The 11,704-nt window shown below is 71.7% G+C and carries 10 protein-coding genes and 1 rRNA gene; 2 read left to right on the forward strand and 9 right to left on the reverse strand.

Going from position 1 to position 11,704, the window contains the following annotated elements; all coding sequences use genetic code 11:
• Positions 1-85: ribosomal RNA gene (rrf, locus tag IEZ04_RS34145) — 5S ribosomal RNA — on the forward strand; the annotation flags it as partial.
• An 82-nt stretch (positions 86-167) separates the two neighbouring features.
• On the opposite strand, the gene IEZ04_RS34150 is transcribed toward rrf, so the two are convergent.
• Genes IEZ04_RS34150 through IEZ04_RS34165 form a run of 4 tightly spaced genes read right to left on the reverse strand, consistent with a single transcriptional unit; the run spans position 168 to position 3,898 of the window.
• On the reverse strand, positions 168-833 hold the full coding sequence (locus IEZ04_RS34150) for a response regulator (RefSeq protein WP_189220889.1): 666 nt from the start codon (positions 831-833) through the stop codon (positions 168-170).
• Entirely contained in the window at positions 830-2,095 is a 1,266-nt protein-coding gene (locus IEZ04_RS34155; RefSeq protein WP_189220890.1) for a sensor histidine kinase, read from the reverse strand. Before IEZ04_RS34155 ends, IEZ04_RS34150 begins: the two co-directional genes overlap by 4 nt.
• 58 nt (positions 2,096-2,153) lie before the next feature.
• Complete coding sequence (locus tag IEZ04_RS34160; RefSeq protein ID WP_189220891.1) at positions 2,154-2,954, reverse strand: ABC-2 transporter permease family protein; 801 nt, start codon at positions 2,952-2,954, stop codon at positions 2,154-2,156.
• On the reverse strand, positions 2,951-3,898 hold the full coding sequence (locus tag IEZ04_RS34165; protein ID WP_189220898.1) for an ABC transporter ATP-binding protein: 948 nt from the start codon (positions 3,896-3,898) through the stop codon (positions 2,951-2,953). The genes IEZ04_RS34160 and IEZ04_RS34165 overlap by 4 nt, the downstream gene beginning before the upstream one ends.
• A 94-nt stretch (positions 3,899-3,992) precedes the next feature.
• On the opposite strand from IEZ04_RS34165, the gene IEZ04_RS34170 reads away from it, so the two are divergent.
• Complete coding sequence (locus IEZ04_RS34170; protein WP_189220892.1) at positions 3,993-4,586, forward strand: GNAT family N-acetyltransferase; 594 nt, start codon at positions 3,993-3,995, stop codon at positions 4,584-4,586.
• Here the strand turns inward: IEZ04_RS34170 and IEZ04_RS34175 are convergent.
• The 5 genes from IEZ04_RS34175 to IEZ04_RS34195 all read right to left on the reverse strand — a co-directional run bounded on the left by IEZ04_RS34175 (position 4,583) and on the right by IEZ04_RS34195 (position 11,349).
• A complete protein-coding gene (locus tag IEZ04_RS34175) occupies positions 4,583-6,109 on the reverse strand; it encodes a P-loop NTPase family protein (RefSeq protein WP_373296402.1) in 1,527 nt (508 codons plus the stop codon). The two genes, IEZ04_RS34170 and IEZ04_RS34175, sit on opposite strands and share 4 nt — an antisense overlap.
• A gap of 92 nt (positions 6,110-6,201) precedes the next feature.
• Positions 6,202-7,623: an ATP-binding protein gene (locus IEZ04_RS34180; RefSeq protein ID WP_189220894.1), complete on the reverse strand. Its 1,422-nt coding sequence runs from the start codon at positions 7,621-7,623 to the stop codon at positions 6,202-6,204.
• 9 nt (positions 7,624-7,632) lie between these two features.
• Entirely contained in the window at positions 7,633-9,192 is a 1,560-nt protein-coding gene (locus tag IEZ04_RS34185) for an SCO6880 family protein (RefSeq protein ID WP_189220895.1), read from the reverse strand.
• A complete protein-coding gene (locus IEZ04_RS34190) occupies positions 9,189-10,532 on the reverse strand; it encodes a hypothetical protein (protein ID WP_189220896.1) in 1,344 nt (447 codons plus the stop codon). The genes IEZ04_RS34185 and IEZ04_RS34190 overlap by 4 nt, the downstream gene beginning before the upstream one ends.
• Positions 10,522-11,349, reverse strand: a complete 828-nt coding sequence (locus IEZ04_RS34195) for a DUF8175 domain-containg protein (protein WP_189220897.1) — start codon at positions 11,347-11,349, stop codon at positions 10,522-10,524. The genes IEZ04_RS34190 and IEZ04_RS34195 overlap by 11 nt, the downstream gene beginning before the upstream one ends.
• Positions 11,350-11,704 lie beyond the last annotated feature (355 nt).

Here is an 11,704-nt window from a genome sequence, read left to right on the forward strand (position 1 = left end):
TTACATTCCGAACCCGGAAGCTAAGCCTTACAGCGCCGATGGTACTGCAGGGGGGACCCTGTGGGAGAGTAGGACGCCGCCGAACAATTTTTGAGAGGAATCCCCCGCACCTTCGGTGCGGGGGATTTCTGCGTTCAGGACTTATATCCCAGCACCTATCCCTTCCTTCACGACGGCTTCACCAGGCGGGCGTCGTACGCCAGGATCACCGCCTGCACCCGGTCCCGTGAGCCGGTCTTCGCGAGGATGCGGCCCACGTGTGTCTTCACCGTGGACTCCGCGAGGTGGAACCGCGCGGCGATCTCCGTATTCGTCAGGCCCTGGCCGATGGCCGTGAGGATCTCGCGTTCGCGGTCCGTGAGAGAGGTCAGGCGGGCGTCCTCGGCACGGGAGCGATCGTTGCCGGGCGGGAGATGGTCGACGTACGCGTCGAGAAGTCTGCGGGTGAGGCTCGGCGCCACCACCGCGTCGCCGGAGGCCACCGCGCGTATGCCCGACAGCAGCTCCTCCGGCAGCGCGTCCTTGACGAGGAAGCCCGAGGCACCGGCGCGCAGGCCGGCATACGCGTAGTCGTCGAGGTCGAAGGTGGTGAGGATCAGGACGCGGGTGCGTTTGCCCGAGGCCACGATGCGCCGTGTCGCCTCGATGCCGTCGAGGCCCGGCATGCGGATGTCCATCAGGACGACGTCCGGGTGGAGCCGGTCCACCATGCGTACCGCCTCGATGCCATGGGATGCCTCGCCGAGCAGCTCCATGTCGTCCTGGCTCTCGAGCAGCATGCGGAAGCCGAAGCGCTGCATAGGCTGGTCGTCGGCGATGAGTACGGTCGTCACGTGTCGGGGGTCCTGTTCTCCGGTTTTTCCGTGCCCGGGTCCTCGGATGCCGGGGGCAGACGCAGGTGAACGCGCCAGCCACCGCCGGCGGGCAGGGGCGCGGCCTCAAGTGTGCCGTCGTACAGCGCGGCTCGCTCGCGCATTCCGGTGATGCCGCGGCCCTCGGCACCGTCCCGGCCCGTCCCCGTGTCGGTGACCGTGACGGTGATGCCGTCGGGCGCGTAGGTCACGTCGACGGTTGCCGACGCTCCCTCGCCACCGTGCTTGAGCGTGTTCGTCAGGGCTTCCTGGACGACCCGGTAGACGGTGAGCTCCCGTCCCGCCGTCTGCGCGGGTGCGGTGCCCGTGACGGTCAGCCGGACCGGCAGGCCGGCGGAGCGCACGGACTCGGCCAGGGAGGCGAGGTCCGCCAGCCCGGGTTGCGGGGCGCGGGTGGGCTGGTCGTCCGTCTGCTGATCCTCGTGCTCCTCGCGCAGTACGCCGAGCAGCCGCCGTAGCTCCGACAGGGCCTGGCGGCTCGTCGTGCCGATGGCCTCCAGCGCCTGCACTCCCCGGTCCGGATTCTTCTGTGCGGCGTACGCGCCGCCGTCCGCGAGCGTGGTGATGACCGAGAGGTTGTGGCCGATGATGTCGTGCATCTCCCGCGCGATGCGGGCCCGTTCGGCCGCGGCCGCCAGCTGGGCCTGCTGGTCGCGCTCGACCTCCAGCCGGCGGGCGCGGTCCACCAGGGAGTCCGTGTACTCCTTGCGGGAGCGGACCGCGATGCCGAGGAGTGCCGTGAGGGCGAACACCCACAGGCCCGGGCCGAACTGCCAGTCCCAGGCGCTGTGCGGGTAGCGGACCGCGCCCGCCACGAGGGGCGCGAGAACCATCACGGCCGCCCAGCCCAGCGTCCGCATCGGCCGGCGCAGGGCGATGTTGAAGACCACGACGCCCTGCACCAGGGCCGCCTGGAGGATGGCGCCCGTCCACCCGTTCAGGGCGGAGAACGGCACGGTCATCAGCAGTGCCGTCAGGGGGCGGCTGCGGCGCCACAGCAGCGGGACGGTGAAGCCGAGGCTCATGCAGATGAGCAGCCAGTCCGGTACGTCCATGTTCTGTGCGGTGCGGCGCCACCCGCTGCTCGCGTAGTCCGTCAGGGCCGCGATCACAAAGAACGTGGTGAGGGCGAGGTCCCAGGCCCGCGGGTGGCGCTCGTCGACGGCGCGTACGCGCTGGAGCAGGCCCTGGAGGCGGGAGGTCAGCGGGTGGGGAGCGGTCACGGGATCATCCTCCTCGGTGTCTCGGGCGTGGCCGCGAGCCCCTCCCGGCCGTACGCCGTCACACGTCCCGGCGCTTGAGCAGCACACCGGCGAGTGCCACCGAACCCACCGCCCACAGGCACAACGCCAGCAGGGAGGCGGCCGGTGAGGGGAAGCCCGGTACGGCGTCGAGGGCGGAGACGTTGCCCGCCGCCTGCGCGGGGAAGTACTCGACGGCGGTGTCGACGGCGTCCAGCGGAATCATGCTCACGACCTCCGGAAGGATCATGACGCCGCCGACGAAGGCCCCGATGGCGCCCGCGACCGAGCGCAGCAGTGCGCCGAGCCCGAGGGCGAACACGGAGAGCGCGGTGACACCCGCCGCGGTGCCGGCCACCGCGCCGAGGACGTCCGGGTCCGTCAGAGGAGCCTCCTGGTCGGTGCCGGACAGCAGGATCTGGGTCAGCGGGTAGACGATCAGGCAGGTGACGAGGGTGAGCGGGAAGACGGCCGCCGTCAGGACCGCGGCCTTCGCCCACAGGACCGGCACCCGGCGCGGCACCGCGGTGAGCGTGGAGCGGATCATGCCGGTCGTGTACTCGCCCGCGGTGACCAGCACGCCCAGGACGGGGAGCGTGATGGCCGCGAGCTGGATGCCGGCGAGGCCGAGCTGGACCGGGTCGACGTGCTCGCGGCCGCCGGTGTCGTAGTTGGCGGCGACGATCAGGCCCAGGCCGACCATCGCGGCGGCCGAGGCGGACAAGGTGATCCAGGCCGATCGCAGGGACCAGAACTTGTGCCACTCGGAGCGCAGGACGCGGCCCGGGGTGACGGCGTACGCGGGCGTCGCGGTCGACGGGGAGGTTGCGGTCGTGGTCATGCCCGGGCTCCTTCCACGGTGGTGGCCACGGCGGTGGTCTCCAGGGTGGCGCTGTACTCGACCGAGTCCCGGGTCAGGTCCATGAAGGCCTGCTCCAGGGACGCGGTCTGCGGGGTGAGTTCGAAGAGGGGGATGCCGTGGGCGGCGGCCGTGCGGCCGATGTGCCGGGCGTCCGTGCCGCGCACGTCGAGCCGTTCGGCGCCGGCCGGGGTGACCTCGGTGTCCGGCCCGGCGAGCAGCGCGGCCAGCCGTGCCGCCTCGGGTGTGACGACCCGGACGCTCCCGGCGCCCGCCTCACGCACGAACGCGGCGACCGTCGTGTCCGCGAGCAGCCGTCCGCGGCCGATGACGACCAGGTGGTCGGCGGTGAGGGCCATCTCGCTCATCAGGTGGGACGAGACGAGGACGGTACGGCCCTCCGCGGCGAGGGACCGCAGAAGGGTGCGCACCCACAGCACGCCCTCCGGGTCGAGTCCGTTGACCGGCTCGTCGAGGATGACGGTCGCCGGGTCGCCGAGCAGCGCGGCCGCGATGCCGAGGCGCTGGCCCATGCCGAGGGAGAAGCCCTTCACGCGGCGGTGGGCGACCTCGGCGAGGCCGGTCAGCTCCAGGACGTGGGTGACGCGCCCGCGTGGGATGCCGTGGGTGAGGGCGAGCGCGAGCAGATGGTCGTACGCGCTGCGGCCGGGGTGGACCGAGCGGGCCTCCAGCAGGGCGCCGACCTCCGTCAGGGGTGCCGGGTGATCGGCGTACGCGCGGCCGCCCACCGTGGCGTGGCCGCGGGTGGGGGCGTCCAGGCCGAGGATCATGCGCATGGTCGTGGACTTGCCCGCGCCGTTCGGGCCGAGGAAGCCGGTGACCGTGCCGGGGCGGACCGTGAAGGTCAGGTCGTCGACGACTGTCCTGTCGCCGTAGCGCTTGGTGAGGTGGCGGATCGTCATCATGCCGTCGATGCTCGTCCGCGCGGGGGCGTGCGGCGTCGCACGGTGGCGGTATTTGAGGTGAGGGCTGTAGTACTCCGGTACTACGGTGGCGCCCATGGAGCTCAGGGATCTGCGCCAGGACACGTCCGGTGGCGTCGTCGTACGGGCCGTCCGGGCCGGGGAGTGGGAGCGGGCCAGGTGGCTGCGGCTGGAGGCGCTCCGGGATCCGGTGGCGGAGCTGGCGTTCCTGGAGGCGTACGACACGGCTGCCGCCAAGCCGGAGTCCCACTGGCGGGAGTGGACCGCCAGAGTGGCGGAGGGGGCGCGGGACCGGCGGCAGTTCATCGCCGAGACGGCCGGCGGGGAGTGGGCCGGCTCGGTGACCGTGCTGCGGGAGCCGGCCGGGGCGAGCGATCCGTTCCACGGGACGGTCGAGCGCGACCAGGCGCATGTCGTCGGGGTGTTCGTACGGCCGGAGTGGCGGGGTGACAAGGCGGGGGTGACCCGGGCGCTCTTCGACGCCGCGCTGGAGTGGGCCTGGCAGGCGGGCGTCGAGCGGGCACGGCTGTTCGTGCACGAGCGGAACACGCGCGCCGAGGCGTTCTACCGGAAGACCGGGTTCGTGGCCAGCGGGGTACGGGTGCCCGGACCCGTGGGAGTCGGGGGCGTCGAGCTGGAGTACGAGATGAAGCGGCCCGCCGGGGACTAGGCCGGCAGCTCGTACTGCGGCCACCTCGCCCGGCCCTGTTCCCGGGAGCGCATCAGGGCCAGCGTCGGCAGGCCGAGGTCCGCTCCGTTCGTCAGGAGCCCGGGGAGCTGGGGCAGCGGGGCCACGGCGGCGACGTCGTCCAGGACGAGGGCGAGTGGTGGGTCGAGGCGACCGGAGGATGACCGTTCGGCCATGCGCCGGCCGCGCTCGACCACGCTTGCGGCGAGGGCGGTGAGAAGGGGCATGGCCCCTGGATCCGCCCGGGGATCCTCGATGGGTTCCCCCACCACGTAAAGGGTTCCCCCTTCGTTGATGAAGGAATCCAAGGCGACGGAGTCCGTTCGGTTGGGAGTGCAGGCGTTGCGGACGTTGACCGTGAAGAGCGCGGAGAGGGCACGGGCCGTCAGCTCCTGGGCCATGTCGCGACGTTCGGGATGCGAGGTGAGCGCCGACTCCAGCTCGCCCGCCGTGCCCGACGCCGCCTTCGGGTGCGTCCGCAGGGCGCGTACCGCGTCCTGCACCTGCATGCCCTGTGCCCAGCGGTGGACGTGGCGGAAGGCGCGCCCGTCCACGGCGGCGGCGTGCAGGTAGCAGCGGAGGAGCGTTTCCGCGACGTCCGCGAGCGCCTGGTCCATCTTGGCGGTGGGGCGGACGGGGGCGAGGAGGGCCGCCGCCCGTGACGCCGCCGTCGCCTTGTCCTCGCAGCCGTGGGAGGGCGACCACTGGAGGCGGGCCGGGGTGTCGCACAGGTGCGAGGGGTCGTAGAGCAGGACCGGGCCCAGCTTGGCGCGGGCGTCCTTGGTGTCCGCCCACAGGCCGGGGCTGGAAGTGATGACCAGAGCGGGGCCCTCGGCGTCACGGAGGGCCTCGGCGGCGACGGGGTGGCGGGTCTCCGGGGAGCCCAGGACCACGGGGACGCGCGGGGCGGGCAGGGGGACGACGGGGCTCGCGGGAGCGGCCGCGGTCGTGTCGGCGCCCACGGGCGCCGGCGTGCCCGGTGGCGGCACGGGGACCGAGGCGGCGGCCGCGGTCACGGTGGCCGTGGTGACGGGCGGGGGTGGCGTCGCCCCGGGATCCTGCGGGGGTGGTACGGGCGTGGCTTTCGACAGCAGGTCCGGCTGCGGCTGGGACTGGTGCTCGTGTGGCTGTGGCTGTGGCTGTGGCTGTGGCTGTGGCTGGAACTGGGGCTGGGGCTGCGGCTGTGCGGCAGCCGTCGGGGGTACGGCCGCCGCACGTTCTGCCTTCCTCCGGGCCCGTACCGCCCGCCACCGTGCCACCGTCCCCACCACGAACACGGTCAGCACGGTCAGCACCATCAGCTGGCCGATGAGCAGCCCCCAGAACAGGCCGTACCCGGAGAGCTGGTCCGCGGGCGTGTCCGGCCAGGCGCCCGCGAGGTCGTCCGGGCGGCCGATGAGGTGGCGCATGGCCAGGGGCGTACGGGTGAACGCGACGCCGTCCGGCCAGCCGCCGTGGGTGAACAGGGCGGCGAGCCCCGTGGCCGTCCACACCAGCACGGTCATCCCGATCAGGAAGGCGATGAACCCGAGCAGCAGTCCGTCGGGGATGCCGCGCTGGTTGTTCTCCGCTCTCGTCCCGCTCACGCCACTCCCGCTCACGCCACCGTCGACTCGGAGGTACCGTCCAGTTCGAGATGTTGCTCCACGAACGCCGCCGCCCGTTCCTCGGCCTCCAGTTCGGCGGCGCGCATCGCGTCGTCCGCCAGCCGGTCGGTGGAGGACTCCGTCATCGCGCGGTCGGTGAAGACCAGGGGGCGTTCGGTCTCGGTCACGAGGTGCTTGACCACCTGGACATTGCCGTTGACGTCCCAGACCGCGATGCCGGGCGTGAGGGTGGGGATGATCTCCTGGGCCCAGCGGGGCAGGCCGAGCACACGGCCGGTCGCTCTTGCCTCGTCGGCCTTCTGGGCGTAGATCGTCCGTGTCGAGGCCATCTTGAGGATCGCGGCCGCCTCCTTGGCCGCCGCGCCGTCCACCACGTCGGACAGGTGGTGCACGACCGCGACGAAGGACAGGCCGAGCCGGCGGCCGAATTTCAGCAGGCGCTGGAAGAGCTGGGCCACGAACGGGCTGTTGATGATGTGCCAGGCCTCCTCGACCAGGAAGATGCGCTTCTTCCGGTCGGGGCGGATCCAGGTGTGCTCCAGCCACACGCCGACGATCGCCATGAGGATCGGCATGGCGATGGAGTTGCGGTCGATGTGGGAGAGGTCGAAGACGATGAGCGGGGCGTCGAGGTCGATGCCGACCGTCGTCGGGCCGTCGAACATGCCCCGCAGGTCACCGTCGACCAGGCGGTCCAGGACGAGGGCGACGTCCAGGCCCCAGGCCCGTACGTCGTCTATGGCCACGTTCATCGCCTCGGCCGACTCGGGCTCGGGGTGGCGCAGCTGTTCCACGATGTCGGTGAGGACCGGCTGGCGGTCGACGACCGTCTCGTTGACGTAGGCGTGCGCGACCTTGAGGGCGAAGCCGGACCGTTCGTCCAGGCCGTGGCCCAGGGCGACCTCGATGATCGTGCGGAGCAGCGCGAGCTGGCCGGTCGTGGTGATCGCCGGGTCGAGCGGGTTGAGGCGGATGCCCATGTTCAGGGCGGCCGTCGGGTCGAGGCGGATGGGGGTTATCCCCAGCTCCTCCGCGATGAGGTTCCACTCGCCGACGCCGTCCTCGCCCTGGGCGTCCAGGACGACGACCTGGCGGTCGCGGAAGCGGAGCTGGCGGAGCACGTACGTCTTCTCCAGCGCCGACTTGCCGTTGCCGGACTCGCCGAGGACCAGCCAGTGCGGGGCGGGGAGCTGCTGTCCGTACAGCTGGAAGGGGTCATAGATGTAGCCCTTCCCGGAGTACACCTCACGGCCGATGATCACGCCCGAGTCGCCGAGGCCGGGTGCGGCGGTCGGCAGGTAGACCGCCTGGGCCTGGCCGGTCGAGGTGCGCACCGGGAGTCTGGTCGTCTCGACCTTGCCGAACAGGAAGGACGTGAAGGTTTCCGTGAGGGCCGACAGCGGGTCCCGCATGGCACAGTCCTACCTTCGAATGCCGGTGGCGAACGGGAGGGTGTTGACGAAGGCGCGGTGGTGTTCTCTGTCGCACCACTCCAGCTTGAGGTACGACTTGCCGGCCGACGCCCTTATGGTCCGCTTGTCGCGGGCGAGGGCCTCCGGGGAGCGCGAGGAGACGGTGATGTAGCCGACCAGGTTGACACCGGCGGCGCCGCTCGCGAGGTCCTGGCCGCGCTGGTCGAGGCGGCTGTTGGAGGCGAGGTCGCGCGGGTCGACGGTGCGGTTCATCTTGGCGGCGCGGCTGGCCTCGGCCTCGTCGTTGGTCTTCTCGGTCAGCATGCGCTCGATGGCGATCTCGGTGGGTTCGAGGTCCATCGTGACGGCGACCGTGCGGATCACGTCGGGGGTGTGGACGAGCAGCGGGGCGAGGAAGTTCACGCCGACCGGGGTCATCGGCCACTCCTTGACCCAGGCGGTGGCGTGGCACCAGGGGGCGCGGGTGAGCGACTCGCGGGTCTTGGCCTGGAGGAACGTCGGCTCCCGCGCGTCCAGCTCGGCCGGCCAGGCGTTGCGCCGGGTCATGGCCTGGATGTGGTCGATGGGGTGGTCCGGGTCGTACATGGAGTGGATGAGGGAGGCGAGCCGGCCCTGGCCGAGCGGCTGCCGGACACGGATGTCGGCCTCCTGGAGGCGCGAGCAGATGTCGGTGAGCTCGCGGGCCATGACGACGGCGAGTCCGGCGTCCTTGTCGATGCGCCGGCCGCCCTGGGGGCGGATGGCGCGGGCCATGGCAGCGCCCTCGGCGGCGAGTTCGCGCGTGTAGTGCATGCAGGCGACGAGGTACGCACGGTGCTGCTCGCTGCTGGTGGAGACCATGGACTGGAGCTGGTCGTACGACTGCTGCAGCCACCCGGGGGCCCGGTCGTCGCCGCGCTGGGAGACGTCCTTGGCGTGGGCGTCCGGGTCGGCGGGGAGGGTGCGGGCCAGCATCTGGATGCGGGTGACGAAGCCGTCGCCGTTGGCCACGTGCTTGAGCAGCGTGCCGAAGCGGTCGACCAGGGCCTCCTGGTCCTCGGAGTCGCGCAGGCCGACGCCGGGGCCCTCGATCTCGATGGCGGCCGTGACGGTGCGCCGGTCGGCGTGGAGCAGGACGGCGATCTCGTCGGGGCCGAACGGCGCTGCCAGCCAGGTGATGCGGCCGATGCCCGGCGGGGGGCCGATCTCGACCTCGCGGCCGTCGAGCTGGGTGCCGGCCTCCATGGAGGCCGAACGGTACGTCGCGCCCTTGCGCAGGATGCGCTTGAAGCTTCGGTTGATCTCGAACCACCTGTAGAACGTCCGGCGCTTGTACGGCACGTACACGGCCGCCAGCGCGAGCAGCGGGAAGCCCATCAGCAGCACGATCCGCAGGGAGAGGACCGGGACGAGGAGCCCGCACATCATTCCGAGGAACGCGCCCGCGATGATAAGCACGATCTCGCCGGTCTCGCGATTGCGGCCGATCATCGCGTTCGGCCGGGCGCGGCCGATCAGGTACGTACGGCGGGGCGAGACCGGTGAGGACACATGGGAATCGGTCGTCATCGCCCGTCACCTCCCGTGCGGTTGCTGCTGGTGTTGCGGGATCCGGCGTGCGGGCTGGCGGCCGGGCTCGTACGCGGCGGGGGCGCGGCGGTGTTCCCGCCGCCTCCGCCCGACGGCGTACGGCTGCTGTGCGCGGCCACGCCCGAGGAGGCCGGGTTGGACGGACGGGGCGCGGAGGACCCGCCGCCGCCCCCGTTGTTGTCCGCCCGGGTGCTGTGGGTCTTGATGCCCTGGGCGACGAGGGTGGCGGGGGAGCTGATGACGGCGGCGGCCTTGCGCTCGGCGCCCTGCATGATGCGGTTGTTGCGGGAGCCGGCGATCTCGTCGCCGAAGCCCGGGACGAAGCGGTAGATCATCGCGGAGGCGAAGATCGCCAGCAGGATGATGGCGAGGCCGGAGACGACCGCCGAGAAGGCGTCCGGTCCCTCCTCGCCCGAGAGCGCGCCGGCCAGTCCGAGCACGATCACGATGACCGGCTTCACCAGGATCACCGCGATCATGATCCCGGCCCAGCGCCGTACGTGACCCCACAGGTTCTTGTCGACGAGGCCGGCGTAGACGACGGTGCCGAGCAGGGCGCCGACGTACAGCAGCGCGGCCCGGATGACCAGTTCCAGCCAGAGGACGCCGGCCGCGAGGATGGACACCAGCGACACCACGATCAGCATGATCGGTCCGCCGCCGATGTCCTCGCCCTTCTCCAGGGCGGCGGAGAAGTTGCCGAAGAAGGTGTCGGTCTTGTCGCCGGTAGCGCTGGCGAGCACGTCGGTGACGCTGTCGGTCGCCGAGACGATCGTGTACAGGATCAGCGGGGTGAACGCGGAGGCCAGCACCGTCAGCCAGAGGAAGCCGATGGCCTCGGAGATGGCGGTGGTCAGGGGCACCCCGCGGACGGCCCGCTTGGCCACCGCGAGCAGCCACAGGAGCAGCGTGAGGATGGTGGAGGCCGCGAAGACGACGGCGTACTGCTGGAGGAACGTCGCGTTGGTGAAGTCGACGTTCGCGGTCTCCTTGACGGCCTCGGACAGCTTGTCGACGGTCCAGGCGGCGGCCTCGGCGCAGCCCTTGGCGAGGGAGGAGAGGGGGTCGGCGGTGTCGGCTGTGATGCTGGGGGTGCCGCCGCCGTTCGTGAGGTTCTGGCCCCTCTCGCAGCGTGCCTTGGCTTCATCACCGATGATGAAGGCGCACTCGGTGCTCGACGGGCTTGGACTCGGGCTCGCGCTCGGGCTCGCGGGCGGCGTGGGCTCCGCGTAGGCGCGGGACGCCAGCACCACCAGTGCCGTCTGGACGGCCGCCACCGCTCCCGTGAGCCTGAGCGCGCGGTTCCCGCTACCGGGCATAGGTGAACCCTCCGTACTCCTCGACGGCCTTGCCGATCTCCTCGGAGGTGGCGGCCTTGTCGTCACCGGGGACCGGAGCGGGACCGTTCTGCTGCGTCTGTTCGGTGATCTTCCAGTCGCCGCCGGACCACTGCAGATCGAAGGTCCAGGTCTGCCAGGAGGTGGTGACGGGATCGGTGGTGCGTTCGCCGGACATGCCGATGAGGCTCATGCACCAGACCGCCACCTTCGCCGTGCCGTCCCGGTACTCCTGCACCGTTGTCCCCACGGGGACCACGCGGGAGACGAACGTGCTGCCGTCCGGCGCGTTGCCGTCGGCGTCGAGCCCGAGTCTGCCGAGGAACTCCGCCGAGTACGCGTCGTCCATGGGGCCCCGCAGCTCGGAGGCCGCCGCGGCGGTGTAGACGGTGTCCACGATCGCGTGCCGGGTGTCCTTCTTGAACATGCCGGTCGAGCCGAGCGTCACCGCGTAGTTGGCGGCGGCCGACTGCGCCCCCTGCTCGCTGTGCGCGAACCCGGTCGGGATGCCCGCCTTCTTGGCCGTCACCGGCTGTTCGCCCGATGCCGCCGTGGGGGCGCTCTCCAACCTGTCGCCGGCGGCCGTGGAGCCGCTCGCGGAATCGCCGCCTCCACGGTTGGCGAACGCGATGGCCGCGATCAGCAGCACCACCACACCCACCACCGTCACCAGGCCGCGCGAGGAGGAACGGCCGCGCCGCGCGCCCCCGTACGCGTCGTCGTGCGTCTCGGGCAGCCGGGTACGGGTCTGTCCCGTGCCGTCGTACGGTCCGCCGCCGTGTCCGTCACCGGCACTCATGTGTCGTACGCCCCCTCGACCTCGTACGGACCGTCCTGGTGAGCGGCCGGTGTGGCAGGGCGGCGTCCGGGAACCCGGGAGGGGCCGCGAGTACCGCCCCGTACCGGGACGCGTGGCAGCGCGACGGCAGCCGTGCTGGTTTCCGCGTGGGCGTGGTGTGGTGACTCGACATCAAAGGGACGCAACCTCAGCCGGTGGGCACGACGGACGGGTGGGGACAGGAGCGGAACCGGGCGTTCCCGGCCGGACGGGTGCGCGGGCTAGGGCCTGTTGTGAAAGTGCTGGTCACAGCCACTCGTTGATGGCTGCGACCAGCACGGTCGCTTGGTAGCGGACGGCGAGTTTGTCGTACCGG

This window comes from Streptomyces ruber (genome assembly GCF_014648075.1).
GTDB classification, from domain to species: Bacteria; Actinomycetota; Actinomycetes; order Streptomycetales; family Streptomycetaceae; genus Streptomyces; species Streptomyces ruber.

What these genes read in the sequence shown, in the direction of transcription:
- IEZ04_RS34160 (WP_189220891.1), bottom strand. Translation starts at nt 2,954, where the DNA reads ATGACCACGACCGCAACCTCCCCGTCGACCGCGACGCCCGCGTACGCC.
- IEZ04_RS34165 (WP_189220898.1), bottom strand. Translation starts at nt 3,898, where the DNA reads ATGATGACGATCCGCCACCTCACCAAGCGCTACGGCGACAGGACAGTC.
- IEZ04_RS34170 (WP_189220892.1), top strand. Translation starts at nt 3,993, where the DNA reads ATGGAGCTCAGGGATCTGCGCCAGGACACGTCCGGTGGCGTCGTCGTA.
- IEZ04_RS34175 (WP_373296402.1), bottom strand. Translation starts at nt 6,109, where the DNA reads ATGACCGTGCTGGTGTGGACGGCCACGGGGCTCGCCGCCCTGTTCACC.
- IEZ04_RS34180 (WP_189220894.1), bottom strand. Translation starts at nt 7,623, where the DNA reads ATGCGGGACCCGCTGTCGGCCCTCACGGAAACCTTCACGTCCTTCCTG.
- IEZ04_RS34185 (WP_189220895.1), bottom strand. Translation starts at nt 9,192, where the DNA reads ATGACGACCGATTCCCATGTGTCCTCACCGGTCTCGCCCCGCCGTACG.
- IEZ04_RS34190 (WP_189220896.1), bottom strand. Translation starts at nt 10,532, where the DNA reads ATGCCCGGTAGCGGGAACCGCGCGCTCAGGCTCACGGGAGCGGTGGCG.
- IEZ04_RS34195 (WP_189220897.1), bottom strand. Translation starts at nt 11,349, where the DNA reads ATGAGTGCCGGTGACGGACACGGCGGCGGACCGTACGACGGCACGGGA.